Source organism: Micromonospora sp. NPDC047134, assembly GCF_040643455.1.
GTDB lineage: Bacteria > Actinomycetota > Actinomycetes > Mycobacteriales > Micromonosporaceae > Micromonospora.
The window spans coordinates 169,686-191,528 of record NZ_JBEYUI010000010.1 but is presented as its reverse complement, the minus strand read 5'-3'; the positions used below and the strand labels follow the sequence as shown (position 1 = coordinate 191,528).

General features: G+C 71.1%; 18 protein-coding genes. 8 read left to right on the top strand and 10 right to left on the bottom strand.

Annotation, left to right across the window (positions count from 1 at the left end; all coding sequences use genetic code 11):
* Nucleotides 1-495: 495 nt before the first annotated feature.
* From ABZ795_RS15175 to ABZ795_RS15155, 5 genes are all read left to right on the top strand, one after another.
* Nucleotides 496-3,588: a BTAD domain-containing putative transcriptional regulator gene (locus ABZ795_RS15175; protein ID WP_357530751.1), complete on the top strand. Its 3,093-nt coding sequence runs from the start codon at nucleotides 496-498 to the stop codon at nucleotides 3,586-3,588.
* Nucleotides 3,589-4,018: 430 nt separating this feature from the next.
* Complete coding sequence (moaC, locus tag ABZ795_RS15170) at nucleotides 4,019-4,510, top strand: cyclic pyranopterin monophosphate synthase MoaC (protein ID WP_327023545.1); 492 nt, start codon at nucleotides 4,019-4,021, stop codon at nucleotides 4,508-4,510.
* Entirely contained in the window at nucleotides 4,507-4,989 is a 483-nt protein-coding gene (locus ABZ795_RS15165; protein ID WP_357530750.1) for a MogA/MoaB family molybdenum cofactor biosynthesis protein, read from the top strand. Before moaC ends, ABZ795_RS15165 begins: the two co-directional genes overlap by 4 nt.
* A 61-nt stretch (nucleotides 4,990-5,050) precedes the next feature.
* Nucleotides 5,051-6,259 (top strand): molybdopterin molybdotransferase MoeA, encoded by a 1,209-nt coding sequence (locus tag ABZ795_RS15160; protein ID WP_357530766.1) that lies wholly within the window; start codon nucleotides 5,051-5,053, stop codon nucleotides 6,257-6,259.
* Nucleotides 6,253-6,672 (top strand): molybdenum cofactor biosynthesis protein MoaE, encoded by a 420-nt coding sequence (locus ABZ795_RS15155; RefSeq protein ID WP_357530749.1) that lies wholly within the window; start codon nucleotides 6,253-6,255, stop codon nucleotides 6,670-6,672. The genes ABZ795_RS15160 and ABZ795_RS15155 overlap by 7 nt, the downstream gene beginning before the upstream one ends.
* A 4-nt stretch (nucleotides 6,673-6,676) precedes the next feature.
* Here ABZ795_RS15155 and ABZ795_RS15150 read toward each other — a convergent pair whose 3' ends face one another.
* Together ABZ795_RS15150 and ABZ795_RS15145 are read right to left on the bottom strand one after the other, a co-directional pair.
* A complete protein-coding gene (locus tag ABZ795_RS15150) occupies nucleotides 6,677-8,119 on the bottom strand; it encodes a glycosyltransferase 87 family protein (RefSeq protein ID WP_357530748.1) in 1,443 nt (480 codons plus the stop codon).
* 203 nt (nucleotides 8,120-8,322) lie between these two features.
* The gene (locus tag ABZ795_RS15145) at nucleotides 8,323-8,868 is read right to left on the bottom strand and encodes a DoxX family protein (protein WP_327023549.1); all 546 of its coding nucleotides are present in this window, start codon (nucleotides 8,866-8,868) and stop codon (nucleotides 8,323-8,325) included.
* Between the two features lie 137 nt (nucleotides 8,869-9,005).
* Between ABZ795_RS15145 and ABZ795_RS15140 the strand changes: the two genes are divergently transcribed.
* The gene (locus ABZ795_RS15140; RefSeq protein WP_327023550.1) at nucleotides 9,006-9,551 is read left to right on the top strand and encodes an N-acetyltransferase; all 546 of its coding nucleotides are present in this window, start codon (nucleotides 9,006-9,008) and stop codon (nucleotides 9,549-9,551) included.
* Nucleotides 9,552-9,677: 126 nt separating this feature from the next.
* Here the strand turns inward: ABZ795_RS15140 and ABZ795_RS15135 are convergent, their stop codons facing one another.
* The 7 genes from ABZ795_RS15135 to ABZ795_RS15105 form a co-directional block, all read right to left on the bottom strand.
* A complete protein-coding gene (locus ABZ795_RS15135) occupies nucleotides 9,678-10,919 on the bottom strand; it encodes an ATP-binding protein (RefSeq protein WP_357530747.1) in 1,242 nt (413 codons plus the stop codon).
* Between the two features lie 167 nt (nucleotides 10,920-11,086).
* Entirely contained in the window at nucleotides 11,087-11,569 is a 483-nt protein-coding gene (locus tag ABZ795_RS15130; protein WP_357530765.1) for a hypothetical protein, read from the bottom strand.
* Nucleotides 11,570-12,026: 457 nt separating this feature from the next.
* Nucleotides 12,027-15,221: a UvrD-helicase domain-containing protein gene (locus tag ABZ795_RS15125; RefSeq protein ID WP_357530746.1), complete on the bottom strand. Its 3,195-nt coding sequence runs from the start codon at nucleotides 15,219-15,221 to the stop codon at nucleotides 12,027-12,029.
* A 61-nt stretch (nucleotides 15,222-15,282) separates the two neighbouring features.
* Nucleotides 15,283-16,602, bottom strand: coding sequence for a metallophosphoesterase (locus ABZ795_RS15120; RefSeq protein ID WP_357530745.1), 1,320 nt, complete (start codon nucleotides 16,600-16,602; stop codon nucleotides 15,283-15,285).
* 13 nt (nucleotides 16,603-16,615) lie between these two features.
* Nucleotides 16,616-16,870 (bottom strand): MoaD/ThiS family protein, encoded by a 255-nt coding sequence (locus ABZ795_RS15115; RefSeq protein WP_327023556.1) that lies wholly within the window; start codon nucleotides 16,868-16,870, stop codon nucleotides 16,616-16,618.
* Nucleotides 16,867-17,877 carry a GTP 3',8-cyclase MoaA gene (gene moaA / locus ABZ795_RS15110; protein ID WP_357530744.1) on the bottom strand — a complete coding sequence of 337 codons (1,011 nt, stop codon included), beginning with the start codon at nucleotides 17,875-17,877 and terminating at the stop codon, nucleotides 16,867-16,869. The genes ABZ795_RS15115 and moaA overlap by 4 nt, the downstream gene beginning before the upstream one ends.
* A complete protein-coding gene (locus ABZ795_RS15105) occupies nucleotides 17,874-18,788 on the bottom strand; it encodes a fructosamine kinase family protein (RefSeq protein ID WP_357530743.1) in 915 nt (304 codons plus the stop codon). Before ABZ795_RS15105 ends, moaA begins: the two co-directional genes overlap by 4 nt.
* 228 nt (nucleotides 18,789-19,016) lie before the next feature.
* On the opposite strand from ABZ795_RS15105, the gene ABZ795_RS15100 reads away from it, so the two are divergent.
* On the top strand, nucleotides 19,017-20,072 hold the full coding sequence (locus ABZ795_RS15100) for a DUF4192 domain-containing protein (protein ID WP_327023559.1): 1,056 nt from the start codon (nucleotides 19,017-19,019) through the stop codon (nucleotides 20,070-20,072).
* Between the two features lie 77 nt (nucleotides 20,073-20,149).
* Complete coding sequence (locus tag ABZ795_RS15095; RefSeq protein WP_327027349.1) at nucleotides 20,150-20,860, top strand: GAP family protein; 711 nt, start codon at nucleotides 20,150-20,152, stop codon at nucleotides 20,858-20,860.
* A 3-nt stretch (nucleotides 20,861-20,863) separates the two neighbouring features.
* Here ABZ795_RS15095 and fdhD read toward each other — a convergent pair whose 3' ends face one another.
* Entirely contained in the window at nucleotides 20,864-21,718 is an 855-nt protein-coding gene (fdhD, locus tag ABZ795_RS15090) for a formate dehydrogenase accessory sulfurtransferase FdhD (protein ID WP_357530742.1), read from the bottom strand.
* Nucleotides 21,719-21,843 lie beyond the last annotated feature (125 nt).

Sequence of the window (21,843 nt, the reverse complement as noted above, 5' to 3'; positions counted from 1 at the left end):
ATCCGAACTAGACACTCAGATGATCACCGATGGGCTGCGAGCCCTTCACATCCGGGTCACCGCCAGCCGCGAACCCCGCTCAAGCTCGAAGAGCCCTCATCACCGAAGGGCTGCGCTCCGCAGGCGCGCTGCGGCTGCTCCTCGTCGAGCAGCGGCGACCAGGCTGGGTTGATTTCTCTGCCTCAGCCGAATTCGGCTCTTGCCGTTGCCGAGCGGCCGAGGGACTTGCGGTGAATTGCTCCGGTTGATTGGCGTATTACACAGATTGAGGCAGAATGGCGATCGTCTGTTACGTTCTGCCGCGTGCTGGTTGCTGGAGGGTTCGATTCCCTGAGTGATCCCTCCTTGTTCCCTGGCCTTCGATCACGGGTGGGAACTCTGATTGAGCAAGAATCCCCAAAAAGCTTACCCATTAAAGCATTTCTTCGATCTCGATCGCCGAAAACCAGGGCGACGAGCCCGCTCTGAGCTGGCTAGAATGCTCACGGTAACGCTATGAGTGCAGCTGAGGGGCCGGTGCAGATTCAAATCCTCGGCGGTCTCGCGGTGCGTCACGATTCGGTGGTGCTGCCCCTCGGGACACCGAAACAGCGGACCGTTCTGGCAATGCTCGTCTGCAATCCGGGGCGACTGGTATCAGTCGATCAACTTGTCGACGAACTGTGGCCTGACGGGCCGCCGCAGTCAGCCATACCCAATGTCCGTACCTATGCCGCCAATCTGCGCCGAGGTCTCGAGGCGCTGGTGCCGGAGGGTGAGGTGCTGGCCCGCGTCCAGGACGGTTATCGCCTGCACGTCGAGCGACCGGCCATCGACCTGTTCGCCTTTCAGGCGCAGGTCACCGAGGCGCGTCGCCTGGTGCATTCCGACGAGACGGCCGCCGTTGAGCTGCTGTCCAAAGCGTTGGCGCGGTGGCGAGGTGAGGCCCTGGCCGGGGTCGCGCTCGGACCGTCGCTCTCCGCCCAGGCCGCGGCGGCGGCCGAGGACCGGATGCTCGCGGCCGAGTTGTACGCCAGGTTGCAGATCCGGCTCGGCCACTACGACGCCGCCCTGCCGGTGCTACGGAACCTGCTGATCACGCAGCCGCTCCGCGAACCCGCCCACCTGCTTCTCATGCGGGCGCTGCACCTGCGCGGCGACCATGCGGGGGCGGTCGCCGCCTATGCCACGGCGCGAAGAGTCCTGCGTGAGCAGCTCAACATCGAACCCGGCGACGAACTCCAGCACTTCCACCGACGGATAACCGCCCCCGAGCAGCGGCCCACGTCGCGACAACGCGCCGCACCGCAGCAGCGGGCGGCACACCCGAACCAGGCAGGACAGCCCGCCGCCGTACCCGCGCCGACCGGGCAGCCGAGTCCGGCCTTCTCGCCGTCGTTTCTGCCCCGGGCGTTGCCGGACTTCGTCGGCCGTACCGAAGCGGTGGAGCATCTGCTGGCCGAGACGCGACGGGCCTCGGACCTCGCCTCGGCCGTGCACTTCATCGACGGCATGGCGGGCAGCGGCAAGACCTCCCTGGCCGTGCATGTCGCCGCCAAGCTCATGGACTGCTTCCCGGACGCACAGTTGTTCATCGACCTGAAGGGGCACGACCTGGCCGAGGTGGTGGAGCCGGGTGCCGCCCTGGCGGCGTTGCTGCGCCAGCTCCGGGTGCCGGGAAGCCGGATTCCGGCCGACTTCGACGAGCGGGTCGCGCTCTGGCGTCGGGAACTGGCCGGTCGGCGGGCGATCGTCGTGTTGGACAACGCGGCCGGCAGCGAGCAGGTTCTCCCACTGCTTCCCAGCGGGCCCGGCAGTGTGGTGATCGTGACCTCCCGGCGGAGGATCACCTGGCTGGACGGCGGTCCGCCGGTTTCGCTGCCCGTGATGAGCCTGGACGAGGGGGTCGCGCTGCTCGCCTCGGCCGTCGGCGCGCAACGGGTGGCGGCCGAGCCCGAGGCTGCGGTGACCGTGGTGCAGCAGTGCGGCTACCTGCCGCTGGCGATCCGGCTCGCCGGCTCCCGGCTGGCGCATCGTCCCACCTGGCGGGTGGCCGACCTGGCTGCTCTGCTGGCCGGCAATGCCCGCCGGCTGGTCCACCTGGCCTCGGGTGACCGGAGCGTGGCGGGAGCCTTCGCGGCATCCTACGAGTCGCTCGGCAGTCGGGCGGGCCGGTTGTTTCGGCTGCTGAGCGTGCATCCGGGCGGCTACTTCGACGGGCTGGCCTCGGCTGCGGTCTCTGGTCTGTCGACAGCCGAAGCCAGCGCCGCCCTCGACGAACTCGTCGATTGTCACCTGATCGACGAGGTGAAAATCGGGCGCTACCGGATGCACGACCTGATTCGGCAGTTCTCCCACGAGCTGTCCGTGGAGCGGGACTGTGCGCAGACCCGCGATCGGGCGTTGGTGGATCTGATCGACGTCCTGTTGCACCTGTCCTATCCGATAGCCGAAGACCTCGAAGCCGGGATCGTGCGCAAGTACGTGACCCTCGATCCGCCGCGCCTGCCGGAGCTGTTGGCCGCCACGGCGCCAAGGACGAAGGAATGGCTGGAGGAGGAGCGGTCGACCCTGGTGGCGCTGGTCGTGCGAGCGAATGAAGGCGGCCACCATGAACATGCGTGGCGGCTGGCTCGGGTGCTCTGGCGATTCCTCTACATGCGGGGGCACTACGACGACATCGTCCGGACGCACCTCGTCGGGCTGGATTCGGCCAGGTCCGCGAAGAACGGAGCCGCCGTCGTCACCATGCACAACTATGTCGCCTCCGCCTATCTGCGGAAGGGCAACTACGACGATGCTCTGAGCCACGTCCGCGCGGCGGTGAGTCTCGCCGAGCAGCGTGGCGATTTCGTCAACCGAGAGCGTTGCCGGGTCAATCTGGCCGCCGTGCACTGGATTCGTGGCGAGCTAGACGAGGCGCTGCGGGTCGGACTCGAAGGATTGCGGTGGCGCACCGGCCATGACGACAAGGAACTGCACGCCAGCCTGCCGAATCTGGGGCTCGTCCTGGCCCAACTCGGCCGGTACGACGAGGCACTGCGCCTGCACCGCCTGCATCTCTACCTGGCCCGCCAGTTGGGTAGCCAGTTCCATCTGCTCAACGCGTTGGGCCATATCGGTGCGGTCAAGTGCCGGGTGGGGCACCACGAGGCGGCGGCGCGGGCGTTGCGCGCCGCTCTGGCGTTGCGGGAGCGTACCGGCCACCGGTTCGCGCAGGCGGAGGTGCACAACGACCTCGGCATCGCGCTACGCGGGTTGGGGCGGGCCGTCGAGGCGGTGCAGCACCACGAGACCGCCCGACAACTGGCCATCGAGGCGGGCGAGGGGCACGTGCAGGCGGCGGCGTTGAACGATCTGGCGGCCACCCTGGTCGTGCTGGGCGACACTGCCCGAGCCTTCGAGCTGCACCAGGAGGCGTTGCGGGTGGCTACCCGGATCGCGCATCCCTACGAGCAGGGGCGGGCGTTGGCGGGCCTGGCCGAGCAGCTCTCCGCCACCGACCCGCCGCAGGCCCGCCGGCACCGGGAGCGGGCCCTGGCGATCTTCCAGCGGATGGGGGTGCCGGAGTGGCGCGAGATGGAACGCCACCTGGCCTCCACGGCATGACCCCGCTGGTAACTGTCCTTATCGAGTTCTTATCGCCGGGCTGGATAGCTTCGGATCGTTCGACGACGGGGGAGATCCGGCTTCATCCGGATCTTGTCGCCGATCACCTGTAGGAAGCGCTCTCGGCCTGCTGAGAGCGCGAGGTGTGGAGAGCTTCCGGGAGGAGGGCCTGATGCGTGGCGTCGACTGGCAGTGACAGCTGCGAACACAACCATCAGCCGAATGCGGCCGCAGGGCGCGGACAGTTGCTGAGAGGAGGACCCATGCGCGGTCTGGACTTGGCGTGACGACGGAAACCATCTGATGACCACCGCTGTCGGGTGTCCCCAGCCATCTGCCAGCGGGGCTGTGGGTGGAAGGGGCGGCACCTCCGTGCCGTCCTTTCCGCTCACCTGGTGGGTGCCCTGAGGTGACAGATAGGCTCGCCGACGTGACCCAGCCCGCCGAACTCACCCATGTCGACCAGGCCGGTGCCGCCCGCATGGTCGATGTCTCCGGCAAGGAGGTCACCGGCCGCCTGGCGATCGCCGCCGGACGGTTGCGGACCACCCCCGAGGTAATCGAGCTGCTGCGCCGCGACGGGCTGCCCAAGGGCGACGCCCTGGCGGTCGGCCGGCTGGCCGGGATCATGGGCGCGAAACGTACGCCCGATCTGATTCCGCTGTGCCATCCGATCGCCCTGCACGGCGTCACGGTCGACCTGGATCTGACGACGGACACGGTCGAGATCACCGCCACCGCCCGCACGGCCGACCGGACGGGTGTGGAGATGGAGGCGTTGACCGCGGTGGCGGTCGCCGGGCTGGCCCTGGTCGACATGGTCAAGGCGGTGGATCCGGCGGCCAGCGTGGAGGCGGTACGGGTGCTGCGCAAGGAGGGCGGCAAGACCGGCCTGTGGCAGCGTCCGCAGGACCGGCCGTGATCCGGGCCCGGGTGGTGGTGGCCTCCAATCGGGCGGCCGCCGGTGTCTACCCCGACACCAGCGGTCCGCTGCTGGTGGCGGGCCTGCGGGAGTGGGGTTGCACGGTGGACGACCCCGTGGTGGTCCCGGACGGGGAGCCGGTCGGCCAGGCGGTGCGGGCTGCCGTGGCGGAGGCCGTCGACGTGGTGCTGACCAGCGGCGGCACCGGCATCACCCCGACCGACCGTACCCCTGAGGTGACCCGCGCCCTGCTGGACTACGAGATTCCCGGTATCGCCGAGGCGATCCGCGCCCACAGCCGGGACAAGGTGCCGACGGCGGCGCTGTCCCGGGCGGTGGCCGGGGTGGCGGGTCGTACCCTCGTGGTCAACCTGCCCGGTTCGACCGGTGGGGCCCGCGACGGCCTGGCCGTACTGGGGCCGATCCTCCGGCACGCGGTCGAACAGTTGCGCGGTGGCGACCACCAGCCAACCCGATAGGCTCTCGCCGGTGAGCACGGAAACCACCTCCGCCGCTGACCCGGCCGCCACCGCACCCCCGATGGGCTGGGCGCAGGCCCGGTCCCGGGTGCACGAGGTAGGCCTGGCCGCCGCCCTCCCCGCCCTAGATGTGCCACTGGCCGAGGCCGACGGGTACACCCTTGCCGAGCCGTTGGCTCCCCGTACCGATCTGCCGGCCTTCCCCACCTCCAGCGTGGACGGCTGGGCGGTCCGTGGCCCCGGCCCGTGGCGGATCATGGGTCGGGTGCTGGCCGGCACGACTCCGGCCCCGTTGACCGAGGACGGGACTACGGTCGAGATCGCGACCGGTGCCATGGTGCCCACCGGGGCCTCGGCGGTGCTGCGGGTGGAGGAGTCCAGGCGTACGCCGGAGGGGTTTGTCGAGGGGGTGCCACGGCCGGCGCCGGAGTGGCGGCTGCCCGGGGAGGAGGCCGCCGCCGGTGAGGAGCTGCTGTCGGCCGGGACCCCGGTGGACCCCTCGGTGATCGGCCTGGCCGCCTCCTGCGGGCACGACACCCTGCGGGTACGCGCGCAGCCCCGGGCCGCGTTGCTGGTCTTCGGTGACGAGCTGCTGACCGGTGGCCCGCCCGCCGAGGGGCGGATCCGCGACGCCCTCGGCCCGGCCGTGCCGTCCTGGCTGCGACGGTACGGCTGCCAGGTGCCCCCGACCGAAGTGGTCGGTCCGGTCGCGGACACCCTGCCCGCCCACGAGGCGGCCCTGCGTCAGGCCCTGGCCGAGGCCGATTTGGTCTGCACCACCGGCGGCACCATGCACGGCCCGGTCGACCACCTGCATCCCGCGTTGGCGGCCCTGGGCGCGGACTACGTCGTCAACACCGTAGCGGTGCGGCCCGGTTTTCCGATGTTGCTGGCCCGGGTGGTCGGCCCGGACGGGCGGGCCCGGTTCATCGCCGGCCTGCCGGGCAATCCGCAGTCCGCCGTCATCGCCCTGGTCTCCCTGGTCGCGCCGCTGCTGGCCGGTCTGGCCGGTCGGCCGATGCCGGTGCTTGCGCACGCCACCCTCGCCGCTGCGGTGCCCGGCCGGGGCAACTACACCCACCTGGCCCTGATCCGGCTCGACCGGGTGGCCGGGACCGCCCAGCCGGTACGGCATGTCGGGTCGGCGATGCTGCGGGGCCTGTCCGGGGCGGACGGGTTCGCGGTGATCGCGCCGGGCACCTCCGGGGCCGCCGGTGACCGGGTGCCGGTCGTACCGTTGCCGTTGCTGCCGGGGGAGCGGACATGGTGATCCTGATCGGGGCCGTCACCGACCAGCCTTTGGATCTCGCCGCGCACGAGGCCGCGGTGGCCGACCACCGGGCCGGCGCGGTGGTCTCGTTCGCCGGGGTGGTCCGCGACCACGACCACGGGCGGGCCGTGGCCAGCCTGGAGTACGAGGGCCACCCGAGCGCCGAGCGGGTGCTGCGGGAGGTGGCCGCCGAGATCGCCGCGGACCCCGAGGTGTACGCGGTGGCCGTGTCGCACCGGATCGGGCCCCTGGCCATCGGTGATGCGGCCCTGGTGGCGGCGGTCAGCACCGCGCACCGGGCCGCCGCCTTCGCCGCCTGCGCCCGTCTGGTGGACGAGGTGAAGGCCCGGCTGCCGATCTGGAAGCGGCAGGTCTTCACCGACGGCACCGAGGAGTGGGTGAACTGCCCCTGATTCCCTAGCGGCGGCCGTGCAGCAGGGCGTTGCGGGCCGCCCGGTCGGTCAGGAAGGCCGGCTCGGCCCCCGGCCGCCACGGCAGCGCGGCGACCAGCACGATCAGGGCCAGGATCAGGGAGTTCTCCATCAGGGCACCGAACAGGCCGTCGGCGTAATGCGAGACCTCCGGCAACTGGTGCTCGTACGGCCAGATCGGTGAGACCAGGAAGAGCAGGTAGAGCCCGACGGCGGCGATGCCGTGCCGCAATCCGGTCCAGGTCGGGTACCAGATCGGCGGGCGTAGCGCGGACACCTCGGGTGGGCCGCCGTAGGGGCCGGCCGTGGCGCGGGCGATCAGTCCCCGGCTGGCGTCGTGTCGGCGGATCGCCGCGTCGGCCAGCACGATGATCGCCGGAATCACCCAGACGAGATGGTGGGTCCAGGAGATCGGGCTGATCACGTTGGCGGTCAGACCGACCAGGGTGAAGGCGGTCAGTTCGTCACCGTCGGAGTGCGAGTTCGCGGCCCGGGACAGACCGAGCGCCAGCACCAGTACGGAGAAGGCCAGCCAGAGCAGCCCGGGGGTCTCGATCGAGTCGTAGAGCCGGGCCAGCAGCCCGGACAGGGACTGGTTGGGCGTCATGTCGGCCGCGCCAACCCGCTCGGTCTGCCACAGCACCCGGCCGAAGTAGGCCCGGGACTCCGCCCCGACGATGCCGAAGCTGCCCAGGGTCACCCCGACGGCCGTGGCGATGGCGGTCCAGGCCACCCGCCACTGCCTGGTGATCATCAGATAGAAGATGAACAGGGCCGGGGTCAGCTTGATCGCGGTGGCCAGGCCGATGCCCACACCGGCCCAGGCGCCGCTGTAGATGAACCGCAGCAGTGGACCGTCCGTGTCGGCCTGATGGGTGCCGCGTCGGGAGCGCCAGCGCAGGGCCACCAGGTCCGCCATGATCAGGGCGAACAGCAGCAGGTTGACCTGCCCGTACCCGATGGTCTCCCGGGTCGGCTCGATGGCGACCGCCAGCGGGGTGGCGATGGCCACGGTGAACCACAGGGGCCAGCCCATCCGGTCGACGATCGGGCGCAGCAGCGCGGCCAGCACCACCGCCAGGGCGGCGATGCTCACCACCGCGTTCACCATTCCGGCCATGGTCACCGGCAGATGGGCCATCGGCAGCATGGCCAGGCCGGCGAAGGGTGGGTAGGTGAAGCCCAGGGTGGTGTCGGGTGCGACGAACTCGTACAACTCGTGACCGCTCGCCCACCAGACCACCGCGCCGTGGTAGATCTTCATATCGAAGAAGTTGTACGGACGCCCGAACGCGCCGATGGCAAGCCATGCGGCATAGGCGACGGCGGCCACGATGCCGCTCCGTACGACTGTCCTTCGATCGATCCCACGCGTTACGCGACGGACTGCGGCGAGGCGGTCCAGCCTTCTACCGACATTAGTCGGCATGGCGTGGCCACCCCCGTATAAAGATCGTCCTACCCGTCCAGGTCCGGTACGGAGCCTAGAACGGCGCCTCACGTCAGTGCCTCCCGCGTTATGCGACCGTGTCCGATCCCACACCATGTTTTGATATTTCCACCGCGTTAACGCCTAGCGGGCGGTTCAGGTGATTCGCGGCCTTATTCGGGGGTGTGGGCCGTCGTCGCAGCTCAGCCGGGAAGTCGGCGGGCGGTCGCGGCGGACACGGCGGCGATGCGGGCCTCCCGACGGGCGGTTCGCACGGCGCGACGCACGGACCGTCGAGAGTGGCCGATCCGGTGACCGGCTCGCCAGCGCAGCCCCGGCTTGCCTTCGGTGTCGGCGGCGGCGAGCAGCAACCCACCGAAGAGGCCCAGGTTCTTCGCGAAGTGGGTCTGGTGGTTGTAGCGCTGCGTGGGGTCCTCCTGTCGCCAGAAGGGATGCCCGGCCAGGGTCACCGGGATCAGGGTGCCCGCCAGGACCAGCGCCGCCGGCCGGGAGAACCGCCCGGTGGCGAGCATCAGCCCGGCACCCAGTTGAACGGCACCGGTGGCCCGGACCAGGGTCATCGTGTCGGTGGGGAGGCGGGGAGCGACCCGTTCCAGCAGTGGAGTCACCCGATCGGTGACAGGCTTGGCCACAGGTACCAGTCGCTGCGGGTTGGCGACGCTGCGGGCACCGCTGATCACGAAGATGCCGCTGAGCATGGCGCGGGCGAGAGACCGTACGGGCGTCATGGGACCAGTCATACCCCCTGCGACCCGAGGTCAAGCCCCACAACGGCGGATATCGATCGATCGGGTGATGGCCGAATCGGCGCGCCGATTCGAGCGACCGTCTCGGATGGACGGGCCGCAGGCGGTAACCTCGCCGCGTGACGACCCTGCGGCTACGACCCGAGGACACGGCCGACACCGGCGCGGTCCGCCGGGTGCTGGCCGCGGCCTTCGCCCGCCCCGACGTGGCCATCCCGCCGGAGGTACGACTCGTCGACGAGTTGCGCGGCAGCGATGCCTGGCTGCCGGAACTGGCGATGGTGGCCGAGTACGGCGGCGAGATCGTCGGCTACGCCTTGTTCACCCGGGTAACCGTCAGCGCGCCGGGGCAGGTAGCCCCGGCCCTGGCGCTCGGCCCGGTGGCGGTGGCCCCCCACCGTCAGCGGATCGGCCTCGGCGGGGCAGTCGTGCAGGCCGGCCTCGAAGCCGCCACAGAACTCGGGGAACGGCTGGTCGTGGTGCTCGGCGACCCGGGCTACTACCGGCGCTTCGGATTCAGCCGGGCCGACCGGATGGGCCTGACCAGCCCCTGGTCCGGGTTGGGCGAGCCCTGGCAGGCCCTGGTGCTGCCCCCCTCGACCAGCGACGAACCCCCTCCCCCGCAGGGTGAGGTCGTCTTCCCACCCCCCTGGTCCAAGGTCTGACCGGCAACGCCCAGCCCTCCTCGGCGTGACGGACTTGGTGGCACCGAGGGCTGTGGCAGTAGGGCTGTACGACACGCCGGGGGATGAGCTGCTGGAGTGCCACAGCTCGGGTGGTGGCTGGGGGCCTCAGGCCGGTTGGGTGCGGAGGTAGCGGCCGAAGTGGGGGACGGTGAAGGCGACCGTGCCGCGTTCACCGGAGTAGATCAAGCCCTTCTTGATCAGGGCGTCGCGAGCCGGGGAGAGGCTGGCGGGCTTGCGGCCGAGGGCCCGGGCGATCTCGGCGGTCGGTACGGCCGCGTCCATGTCGTCCCGTCCACCCCCCTGCACCGCCCCCTCGACCAGGGAGAGGGCGGCCATTGCGCGCATGTACTCCCGTTCCGCCGGGGTGGCCCGCTCGAAGCGGGAGCCGAAGAAACCCACCGCCAACTCCGCCTCGGCCTCCGGGGCGGCCACCCGTACGTCGGCAGCGGTGATCGGTGAGCGGGGGGCGTGATCCCAGGTCGCCTTGCCGTACGCCTGGACGAAGTACGGGTACCCCCCGGACTTCTCGTAGAGCAGGTCCAGCGCCTTCGCCTCGTACTCCACGTCCTCCCGCTGGGCCGGGGCGCAGAGTGCCTGGTCGGCGGCGATCCGGTCGAGCCGGTCGATGCGTTGGTAGCGGAACAACCGCTCGGAGTACGACTTGGCCGCGCTCAACACCGCCGGCAGGTGCGGCAGGCCCGCGCCGACCACGATCAGGGGTGCACCGAGTTGGGACAGCTCATGACAGGCGGCGCAGAGGGCGGAGACCTCCTCCGGCCCGAGATCCTGCATCTCGTCGATGAAGATGGCCACGCCGGTGCCGACGTCGCTGGCGACCGAGGCGGCGTCGGTCAGCAGCTCCACCAGGTCGATCTCGATGTCACCGGAGTCGGCCCGTCCGCTGGCCGCCGGTACGTCGATGCCGGGCTGCCACCGGTCCCGCAGCTTGGGGGCGGTGGCGCCCCGGCCGGTCGGGGCACCCCGTTGGGCGAAGGCCTTGAGCACCCCCAGGAAGGCGTCGATGCGGTCCGGTGCCCGGTGCCGGGGGGCGAGTTCCCGGACGGCCATGTGCAGGGCGGCGGCGATCGGTCGGCGCAGTGACTGATCCGGCCGGGCCTCGATCTTGCCACTGCCCCAGAGCCGGTTGATGGCCTGGGAGCGGAGGGTGTTGAGCAGTACGGTCTTGCCGACGCCTCGCAGGCCGGTGAGCATCAGGCTGCGTTCCGGTCTGCCCCGGGCGATCCGCTCCAGCACGATGTCGAAGACGTCCAGTTCCCGCCCCCGCCCGGCCAGTTCGGGCGGGCGCTGACCGGCGCCCGGAGCGTACGGATTGCGGACCGGATCCACGAATCGCAGAGTATCGAGGCATCTAGCCGAGGAGCTAGACATCAGTAGACGGGGCTACCGGCGTGTCGACAGTCGACCGGAAACTAGTGCTGTCTAGCGAGAATGCTAGATACCGCTAGATCTACCGATGGTGAGGCTAGCCGCCTGCGGGTTCTGCGCCTGCGGGTTCAGTCGCGTCGCTTGAGGCAGAGCACGAAGTCGAGCGAATCCAACTCACTGTCGTAGAAGTACCAGTTGGTGTAGCCGTCCACCCGGGCGCACTTCGCCTCGGCGTCCTTCTCACCGCTGGTCGTACCGTCTACCCGCCGCAACACCTCATAGGTCGAGGGCGCGCAGTCAGTGATCAACAGTTTCGGCTTCGAGCCGGCCGAAGCCTCGTTGCGTACACACTGTCCCTGCTGGACGAACCGGGGATCGGTCGACGAGTTGGCGGTCGGGGAGGCGGTCGAGTCATCCGAGGCGGCGGTCGGCGCCGGTGGATCCTGGGTCGGCGCGGACACCACGGTCGGATTCGGCTCGTCATCCTGCCCGAGCAGGTAGTACCCCGTCCCAGCGACGACGGCCAACACCAGCACCACGATCAGGGCGGCGATCATCGGGGTACGACCGCGCCGACGCGGTGGCGCGGGCTGACCGGCGTACGCGGCCACCGCCGGGTCCTCCTGGTGGACCCGACCACCCGGCTGCGGATACCCACCCGGCACCGATTCCGACCCGTAACCCGGCCCGGTCCCGTAACCAGAGTCGTAGCTTGGCCCAGGCCCATGACCCTGACCAGAGTCGTAACCCCGCCCAGACCCGTAGATCTGTCCGGTGCCGTACCTCTGACCGGAGTCGTCAGCCTGCCCGGCCCGGTAACCCTGCCCAGGGCCGTAACCCTGACCGGAGTTGTGGCCCTGACCGGGGCCGTGCGGTTCGTCGGGTCGCGGCTCGTGCCACGGTTGCGGGCCGCCGCCCGGTGGTCCGTAGTTCGCCATGCCCGCCCTCCTGATCGGGGTACCCGGCTAGACCATCGTTGATGGCTCAGCCGTCACCCCGGTCACGGTAGCGCGTACACCCGGGCACCTCGGCCCGGACGGCGGTCGGGTCAGCTATCCGGCAGCAGGGTCAGATGAGGCGCAGTTGACGGTCCTTGGGGCGGCGCGGTCCGGCGCTGTCGCCCAGCCGCTCGAACAGGCCCGGGTCGATCACGTCGAGGAAGGGCGACGGTCGACAGTCGTGCTCCGAGCCGTGCCGGACGCGGCGAGCGGTGTGGCTGACATAGAGCCGATCCTGCGCCCGGGTCACCCCGACGAAGAACAACCGGCGTTCCTCCGCGATCGCGTCCTCGTCCGGGGTCGAGCCCGGCCAGCGCAGCGGCAGCAGCCCGTCCTCGGCCCCGACCAGGAACACCACCGGGAATTCCAGGCCCTTCGCGGCGTGCAGGGTCAGCAGGGTGACCGCCTCGGCGCGGGGGTCCAGCGCGTCCACCTCCGCGCCGGTGGCGAGCTGGGACAGGAACATCTCCAGGTCATCGCCGCACCGCCGGGCCAGGGGGGTGAGCAGGTCCACCGCGGTACGGACCTCCTCCGGGCGGACTCCGTTGGAGCCGTCCAGGGTGGGGATGGCGAAGCGTTCGGCCAGGACCTGCCCGGCCAGGCGGACCCGGGCGGGCAGGGCGCCCTCCACACCGGAGGCGTGCCGCAGTTCGCGGGCGATGGCCAGCACCCCGGGCCGGTCCCGCAGCCGGTCGTGGGAACGCTTCTGCACCGGGATGTTCGCCCGGGACAAAGCGTCCACGATCGGCGCGGCCTGTGAGTCGGTCCGGTAGAGCACGGCGATGTCGGAGAAGGACAGGGTGGTCGACCGGCCGTCGATCCGACCGGAGTCCAGCGACCGGTGGGAGAGGCCGCCGACCAGTTCGTCGACTGTGCGTACCACGAAATCGGCCTCGTCGGCGACGGAGGCCGCGGCGTACCGACCCACCAGGGGGGCCTCGGGGTCGAGCCGGGCCGGATCCAACCGGCGGCCCCGGACCAGCGAGGAGGGCGCGATGGCCTGCACCGCGGCGGCCAGGATCGGCGCAGAGGACCGGTAGTTGCGGTTGAGCCGCACCAGCCGGGCGTCCGTGAAGTCCTGGGAGAACCGCAGGAAGTACCCGACATCGGCACCCCGGAAGGAGTAGATGGCCTGGTCCGGGTCGCCGATCGCACAGAGGTTGCCGTCGGCGGGGCTGAGCAGTCGCAACAACTCGTACTGCACCGCGTCGACGTCCTGGTACTCGTCTACGAAGATCCACCGCCAGCGGTTGCGGTACCGCTCGACCAGCTTGCGGTCCGCACGCAGCAACCCGACCGGCAGGGTCAGCAGCTCGTCCAGGTCGACCATGCCCTGCTTGCGCAGCAGTCCGGCGTACCGGACCGGGTCCTCACCGGCCTCGGTCCTGGCCGCCGCCCGTTCGGCGTCGTCGGCGATCCGGAAGTCGTTCGGCAGGCCGGCGGCCTCGGCGTTCTCCCGCAGGATGGTCAGCCCCAGGGAGTGGAAGGTGCCCACGGTGACGTCCTCGGCGACCGGGCCGAGCAGGCCGTCGAGGCGGTGCCGCAGTTCCTCGGCCGCCCGCCGGGTGAAGGTGATCGCCAGGCACTCCTCGGGGAAGACGTTCAGCTCGGCGCAGAGGTACGCGATCCGGTGGGTCAGGGTGCGGGTCTTGCCGGTACCCGGACCGGCGACGATCAGCAGCGGGCCGCCGGGGGCGGAGGCGGCCACCCGTTGCATCGCGTCGAGTCGGTCGAGCAGGCCGGTGCCGACCTCCTCCATGCCGGAGAGCATCGGCTCGAAGGGCTCGTGCGGGGAGGGCGGCGGGGCGATCGGCGGGGCCGGTGGGGCCGGCTTGCGCTTCGGTTCGGCCTTGGGGGCCGCCCGCTTGACCTTGGCGGCCGGTTTGTCCGCGTCCGCCGGTCGACGCTGCGCCGGGATCGGCACGTCGAACAGGGTCTCCTGCCCGCCGGAGGAGCCGGCGCCGCCCAGTTCAGTCGGATCGAACAGAGTGATCACCCCGTACTCGCCGTCGTAGCCGGGCACCCGTCGTACCTCACCCCGACGCAGCCGACCGATGCCCTCGGCGAGCAGTTCCCCGCCGACCCGGCCGATCTCCGCCACGGGGGTACGGGTCAGGATCTCCAACTCGGGACCGAGGGCGGCGACCAGTTCGGTCAGCTTGCCCTCGACCTTCTTGGATCGCGGCCCTACCTTGTTGATCTCACCGAGGATCTCGGCGAGCTGGATCAGGTGGGTCACCTGACGGGCCTGCTCCGGCCGGTACCCCTCGGGCCGGTCGGCCAACTCCTCGACCCGGCTGAGTACCCCCACGGTCAACGGCTTGCCGCATTCCGGGCACCGCCCCCCGGCCTCCCGGGTGCGTTCGGGTGCCCAGTTCACCCCGCACAACCGGTGGCCGTCGGCGTGATACTTGCCCTCCTCCGGGAAGAACTCGATCGTGCCGGCCAACCCCTCGCCGGTGCGCAGGGCCTCCCGGATGCCGAAGTAGTCCCGTGGGGCGGTGAAGACGGTGGCCTCCCGGGCCAGCGCGGGCGGGGAGTGGGCGTCGGAGTTGGAGACCAGCGTGTAGGCGTCCAGGCTGCCGACCCGCCAGTTCATCTCCGGATCACTGGACAGCCCGGTCTCCACCGCGAAGATGTGCTCGGCCAGGTCGGCGTAGCAGTCCGCGATGGCGTCGAAGCCGGACTTCGAGCCCAGCGCGGAGAACCAGGGGGTCCAGATGTGGGCGGGGACCAGGTAGCCGTCGGGGCTGGCCTCCAGGGTGATCTCCAGCAGGTCCCGGGAGTCCAGGCCGAGGATCGGCCTACCGTCCGAGCCCAGGTTGCCGATGCGGCCCAGGGCCGTGTTGAACCGGCCCACCGCGTCCAGATCCGGCAGATAGATCAGGTGGTGCACCTTGCGGGTCCGGTCGTCCCGCTTGTAGATCGTGGAGATCTCCACGCTGAGCATGAACCGGACCGCGTCGGCCTCCGCCTCGCTGGCCAGCCTGGGCGGCAGGCGGCGGGCGATGTCCCGCTCCGCCTCCGCCGACAGTCGGTACAGGCCGGGTTCGGCCGGGTGCAGGGTCTCGCGCAGGTGGTCGTACCAGGCAGGATGGGTGAAATCGCCCGTGCCGAGCACCGCGATGCCCTTGCGCCGCGCCCACCAGCCGAGGTTCGGCAGGGTCAGGTCCCGGCTGCACGCCCGCGAATACTTCGAGTGGATGTGCAGGTCCGCGACGAAGGGCGGGAGGCCACCGGGGGGTACGGCGCTGAACGGGGGCACGCCGCATCCTGCCACGACTGGCGGTGCTCCCGCTCGGCGCCACGCACGAAGGTGAGGTGCGCTATGCCGAGCGCAGCTCAACGAGGGTGATCTGTGGCTCCGCCCCGACCCGTACCGGGGGACCCCAGAAACCGGCACCGTTGGTGACGTACACCTTGGTGCCGTCCACCTCACCCAACCCGGACACCACCGGCTGCTCCAGCCGGACCAGCAGGTTGAACGGGACGATCTGACCACCGTGGGTGTGGCCGGACAGTTGCAGGTCGACGTCGTACTTCGCCGCCTCGAAGGCGGCCACCGGCTGGTGCGCCAGCAGCACCACCGGCCGGGAGGGATCGCGGTCGGCCAGGGCGGCGGCGTAGTCCGCCGGGGCGGCCACCCCGGTCCCGGCCGCGCTGACGTCGTTGACCCCGGCCAGGTCCAGCACCCCGCCCCGGGTGGCGATCTCCAGCCGCTGGTTCTGGAGCACCCGCAGCCCGAGCCGGTCCACCTCGGCCACCCACTCCTCGACCCCGGAGTAGTACTCGTGGTTGCCGGTGACGAAGTAGCTGCCGTGCCGGGCCCGCAGGTCCCGCAGGGGTGCCGCGGCCTCACCCAGCTCGGCCACCGTACCGTCGACCAGGTCACCGACCACGGCGACGATGTCGGCGTCCAGGCGGTTGATCGCGGCGACGATCCGCTCGGTGTGGATCCGGCCGCGCAGCGGACCGATGTGAATGTCGGAGACGGTGGCGATCCGCAGGCCGTCCATGCTGCGCGGCAGCTTGGCCAGCGGAATCTGCACCCGGTCCAGCTGCGGGGGACCCATCGCGGTGCGTACCCCGCTGCCGACCAGGCCGGCGGCGGTGAGCCCGGCGAAGATCGCGGCGCCTCGGGCGAGCAGCAGCCGGCGCCCCGGATCGTGGTCCGGCCCGATCGCACCGGCGGCCGGGGGTTCGCTCGCCCGGTTCGCCGGGTCGGCCACCGGCGGGGTGGCCGTGGTCCCGGACTCCTCGATCGCCGCGCTCGGGCCGACCAGCGCCGGCTCCTCGGTGGTGCTGGCCGGGCCGACCAGCACCGGCTCCGGTGCGGCCACCGCGGCCCGGCGGCGCAGCACCAGGCGGGTCACCAGCATCGGGACTTCCAGCACGACGAGCAGCACCAGCAGGTAGAACATCAGGGCCAGCCAGATGTAGCCCGGCCAGGCCAGCCAGTACAGGCCGGCGCGGGTGCCCATCATCGTCGCCGGTACGAGCAGCGCCAGCACCACCGTGGTGACCGTGCCGATCCGCCGCCAACGGCCCGCTCTGGTGGTGTCCTTGACCAGCCGCTTCCAGAGATAGAGGTGGATCAGCCCGGTGATCAGGGCAAGGGTGGCCACGAAACCGAGTACCGCGAGCACGTCTGCTGTCCCCTCAGCCGCCGGCGAAGGGAGGAAGGACGTCGATCGTCACTCCGGCCGGCAGCGGTTTGTCGCGATCATGACAGGTCACGCCATCGACTAGAAAGCTTGCCACGGTCAACACGGGGACCAGCCGCTCACCGTGCCGCTGGGCCAGCTCGCTCAACACCCCGTCGAGGGTACGGCCGGCGGAAACGGTCTCCTCGCTGCGCCCGGCCGCCGCTCGGGCACCGGCGAAGTAACGCACGGTGACGGTTTCCACGGTCATCCTCCGATGGCCGACATCGGCCTGGCGGGTTGCAGGAAACTCGGGTCGTCGATGCCGTGACCGGCCCGCTTGCCCCGGGTAGCCGCCGTCCACCGCCGCACCAGCTCGTCGTCGTCCGCGCCGGCGCGCAGGGCACCCCGCAGGTCCGTCTCCTCGGTGGCGAACAGGCAGTTGCGGACCTGACCGTCGGCGGTGAGCCGGGTCCGGTCACAGTCGCCGCAGAAGGGGCGGGTCACCGTGCCGATCACCCCGACCCGGGCCGGGCCGCCGTTCACCAGCCAGGTCTCGGCCGGTGCCGCACCCCGTCCGGCCGGATCCGGGGTCAGCTCGTACGCCGTACCCAGGGTGGCCAGGATCTCCTCCGCGGTGACCATGCTGGCCCGGTCCCACCCGTGCTGGGCGTCCAGCGGCATCTGCTCGATGAACCGCAGCTCGTACCCGTGATCCAGGGCGAAGCGGAGCAACGCCGGTGCCTCGTCGTCGTTGACCCCGCGCATCAACACACTGTTGATCTTGACTGGGGTGAGTTCGGCGGCCACCGCCCCGGCCAGACCGGCCAGCACCTCGTCCAACCGGTCCCGGCGGGTCAGCCGGAGGAAGCGGGCGTGATCCAGGGTGTCCAGCGAGACGTTCACCCGGTCCAGTCCGGCGGCGCGCAGGGCCGGTGCCACCCGCGCCAACCCGATGCCGTTGGTGGTCAGCGAGATCCGGGGCCGGGGATCGAGGGCCGCCACCGCGGTCACGATGGCGGTCAACCCCGGGCGGATCAGCGGCTCACCCCCGGTGAACCGGACCTCATCGATGCCGAGTCGCTGCACCGCGACCCGGATCAGCCGGATCACCTCGTCGTCGGTGAGCAGTTGCGGCCCGGCCAACCAGGGCAGCCCCTCGGCGGGCATGCAGTACGTGCAGCGCAGATTGCACTTGTCGGTCAGGGAGACTCTCAGGTCCCGGGCGGTTCGGCCGTACCGGTCGACGAGGAGGCCGCCGGGCGGTACGACACTCATCCCACGACGGTAGCGCGGCCGAGCCCACCCAGAGCGGCGCGGGCGAGGTCGCGGACCGAATCCCGGTACGCGCTGCCGAACAGTGCGGTGTGCACGAGCATCAGGTGCAACTGGTGCAGGGGCACCCGCTGCCGCCAACCCTCGGCCAGCGGCCAGAATTCCTGGTACGCGGCCAGAATCCGGTCCGCGTACGGCGGACCCCCGAACAGCGCCAGTTGGGCCAGGTCGGTCTCGCGGTGCCCGCCATGGGCGGCCGGGTCCACCAACCAGACCCGGTCGTCGGCCCCCCAGAGCAGGTTGCCCGGCCACAGGTCGCCGTGGACCCGGGCCGGTGGCTCCTCCCCACCGAACTCGCCGATCCGGGCGACGACCTGTTCGACCAGCGCGACCGTGGTGTCGTCCAGGGCCCCGTTGTCGACCGAGCGCCGCAGGTAGGGCAGCAGCCTCGCCTGGGCGAACCACTGCGCCCAGGGACCCTCGTGTGGGGTGTTGTCCGCCGGCAGGGCCCCGATGAACCCGGGCCAGGAGGCCCCGAAGGTGGGGGCCCCGGCCCGGTGCAGGCCGGCTAGTTCCCGGCCGAAGCGTTCGGCGGCCTCGGGGCTCGGCTCACCCGGCTCGACCCACTCCAGGGCCAGCAGCTCGGGCAGGTCCACCAGCACCTGGGGAACCGCCACCGTCCCGGTCTCCCCCAGCCAGCGCAGCCCGGCCGCCTCGGTGGCGAAGAACCCCTCCGGCACCGGCCGATCCGCCTGCTCCGGCCAGGTCTTGGCGAAGACCGAGTGACCGTCGTCGAGAGTCAGCCGGGAGGCGGCGCAGATGTCTCCGCCGCTGACCGGGGTCTCCCGGATCCGTTGATGGGTCAGGAAGGTCGGCAGCTGCTCGGGATGCGCCCGCAGATACGCCAGATCCATGCCCGCAAGGTATCCCCTCCGGGGGGAAGGAAGGGCCCCTTGTTAACGCCTCCGGTAGAGCAGGGGTCCCCTATTAACAGGCTGCACGCTCACCGCGCTGTGCCAAGGGTGCTGGCGGAAGGGTGGCGATCGGGTGTGACCAGGCAAAATACGCTGAGTAGCTGTGGATAACCGGCGTGTCGTCCACAGGGGCAGCGGCACCCACCTTCCGGCTCGCAGGCTGACTCCATGAATTCGACGGAGATCCCTAGGCTGACCGTCCGCTCGCCCGCCGACCTCATCGCCGCAGTGCCGTACCTGCTCGGCTTCCATCCGAGCGACAGCGTCGTGGTGGTGGCCTTCTCGGCCTCCCGGGTCGTCTTCGTGGCCCGTGGGGACCTGCCCGGCGACACCGATCACGGCGAGGCGGCCGGGCACCTCGCCGCGGCCGGACACCTGGCTGCGGTCACCGCCCAGCAGGGCGCCGACGCGGCGACCGTGATCGGGTACGGCCCGGCCGCGCGGGTGACCCCGGCCCTCGACGCTATCCGGGAGGCGTTGACCAATGTCGGGTTGCCCGTGCTCGACGCGCTGCGGGTCACCGAGGGGCGCTGGTGGTCGTACCTCTGCACGGAACCGGAGTGCTGTCCGCCGGAGGGAACCGCGTACGACCCCGAGGGCAGCACGGTGCCCGCGGCGGCCGTCTTCGCCGGCCAGGTGGCCCTGCCGGACCGGGCAGCCCTCGTAGCCCAACTGGCCCCCACCGATGGGACCGCCGCCCGCCGCGCCGCCGAGCGGGCCGAACAGCGGCTGTCCGAGTTGCTGGCGACCGCACCCCCGGCGGACCTGCTCGGCGCGCGGGCCCTCCGGACGGCTGGGGTGGCGGCGTACCGTGCCGCCCGCCGCCGGCACGACCGGGGCGGGCAGCTCACCGACGACGAGATCGCCTGGCTGGCCCTACTGCTGACCCACCTTCCGGTACGCGACCACGCCTGGGAACGCACCGACGGCCGGGACGAGGACGTGGCGTTCTGGACGGAGCTGCTGCGCCGGGTAGCGCCCCACCTGATCGCGGCGCCCGGTGCGCTGCTGGCCTTCGCCGCCTGGCGGGCCGGGCAGGGCGCCCTGGCGGCGGTGGCGCTGGAGCGGGTGTTGACCGAGCATCCGGACTACTCCCTAGCCCTGCTGATCGACGACCTGCTCCGTCGCGGAGTCCCACCCTCCCGGCTGGATGGTTGGCCGGCCGGCGATCCGTCGACTCCCCCGCGCCGAGTTCGGCGCAGGTCGCGCCGCCGCCCACGATGACCCACCAGGACAGGGGCAGCCAGACCTGCTGCGGCCCTGGATAATCGATGGATGCTCCGATCGACCTGCGGACGCGGATGAGCGTCGGACTGCTGCTGTCGCTGGCCGGGCTGGCCCTGATCGACAGCACCAGCATCGGCACCCTGTTCATTCCGGTGTGGTTGCTGCTGGCCCCCGGCCCGGTCAGCGGTCGCCGGATCCTGACCTACCTGGGCACCATCGCCGGGTTCTACTTCGTGGTGGGGCTGGCCCTCTATGTCGGGGGCAGCACCCTGGCAGGGGTGCTGGGCGGCGCCCTGGACAATCGCCCGGTCATCTGGGCGCAGTTGGTGTTCGGGGTCGGCCTGCTGGTGGTGAGCTTCCGGTTCGACGGTAAGCGCGGCAGCGGAACGGGTCGGGTGCTGCGCTGGCGGGATCGGGTGACCACCGGTGACTCGTCGGGGCGGTGGCTGATCGGGCTGGCCTTGTTCGCCGCGTTGGCCGAGGTGGCGACCATGCTGCCGTACCTCGGTGCCCTGGGCCTGTTGGGCACCTCCGGCCTGGACCTGGCGGCGGTGGTTGCCCTGCTCGGTGGGTACTGCCTGGTCATGGTGCTGCCGGCGATGGTGTTGCTGGGGGTGCGGCTGGCCTGGCCGAGGCTGATCGAGCCGGTGCTCGTCCGGCTCAACGCCTGGATCCTCAGATCCTCCGGGAGCATGCTCGGCTGGGTCCTGGGCATCGCCGGCTTTTTGATCGCCCGGGACGCCGCGATGCGGCTGGGCCTGTTCGAAATGCTCGCTAACCGCTGAAGTTCAGGCGCTGATCCGATGTGGGCTGGTGTAGACGTTCATGGTGCGGCCACGGAGGAAACCGACGAGGGTCAGTCCGGCCTCGGTGGCCAGGTCCACCGCCAGGGTGCTCGGCGCCGAGACCGCCGCGAGCAGCGGCACACCGGCCATCCACGCCTTCTGGGTCAGCTCGAAACTGGCCCGTCCGGAGACGAGCAGAACGTGCCCGACCAGGGGTAGCCGACGCTCGCGTACCGCCCAGCCGATCACCTTGTCCACCGCGTTGTGTCGGCCCACGTCCTCGCGGAGCACCACCAGGTCACCCTCGGCGGTGAACAGACCGGCGGCGTGCAGCCCGCCGGTCCGATCGAAGCCACGCTGCCCGGCCCGCAGCCGCTGCGGCAACTCGGCCAACAGTTCCGCCGGCACGGTCAGCGGGTCGTCGGCCACCTCGAACATCGACCGGGTACGCACCGCCTCGATGCTCTCCTTGCCGCAGACCCCGCAGGCGCTGGTGGTCAGGAACTGCCGGTTGGCCTCGACAGTCGGCTCCGGCACCCCGGGTGCCAGCGTCACATCGACCACGTTGTACGTGTTCGGGGTCTCCGCGCCGGCACACAACTGCGCGGTCGACACATCCTCCGCCGACCGGATCAGTCCCTCGGCGAACAGGAAACCCAGTGCCAGGTCCAGGTCCGCGCCGGGAGTACGCATGGTGACCGACAGTGGGCGGCGGCGTCCCGGCCCGGCCGCACCTACCCGGATCTCCAGCGGCTCCTCGGCGGCCAGGGTGTCCGGCCGACGGGTCAGCACACCCCGGTCGGCTGCGGCGTCGAGATCCACGCGGAGCACCACGCGGCGGTCAGTAGCCCGTCCCACCCCACCATCCTGCCCCGACCCCCACCCCGCCACCCGCCCACCCCGCCACCCGCCGACCCGGGCAGCCCGACCGCCCCGGCCCTCAGCACCGCCCGGCGACCAGCACCGCCCGGTCCTCAGCCCCG

Bases quoted from the DNA above. Each gene is read 5' to 3' on its own strand.
- ABZ795_RS15100 (WP_327023559.1), top strand. From the start codon at position 19,017: ATGAATTCGACGGAGATCCCTAGGCTGACCGTCCGCTCGCCCGCCGAC.
- ABZ795_RS15095 (WP_327027349.1), top strand. From the start codon at position 20,150: ATGAGCGTCGGACTGCTGCTGTCGCTGGCCGGGCTGGCCCTGATCGAC.
- ABZ795_RS15155 (WP_357530749.1), top strand. From the start codon at position 6,253: ATGGTGATCCTGATCGGGGCCGTCACCGACCAGCCTTTGGATCTCGCC.
- ABZ795_RS15105 (WP_357530743.1), bottom strand. From the start codon at position 18,788: ATGGATCTGGCGTATCTGCGGGCGCATCCCGAGCAGCTGCCGACCTTC.
- ABZ795_RS15145 (WP_327023549.1), bottom strand. From the start codon at position 8,868: ATGACGCCCGTACGGTCTCTCGCCCGCGCCATGCTCAGCGGCATCTTC.
- moaA (WP_357530744.1), bottom strand. From the start codon at position 17,877: ATGAGTGTCGTACCGCCCGGCGGCCTCCTCGTCGACCGGTACGGCCGA.
- ABZ795_RS15115 (WP_327023556.1), bottom strand. From the start codon at position 16,870: ATGACCGTGGAAACCGTCACCGTGCGTTACTTCGCCGGTGCCCGAGCG.
- ABZ795_RS15150 (WP_357530748.1), bottom strand. From the start codon at position 8,119: ATGCCGACTAATGTCGGTAGAAGGCTGGACCGCCTCGCCGCAGTCCGT.
- ABZ795_RS15160 (WP_357530766.1), top strand. From the start codon at position 5,051: ATGGGCTGGGCGCAGGCCCGGTCCCGGGTGCACGAGGTAGGCCTGGCC.
- ABZ795_RS15175 (WP_357530751.1), top strand. From the start codon at position 496: ATGAGTGCAGCTGAGGGGCCGGTGCAGATTCAAATCCTCGGCGGTCTC.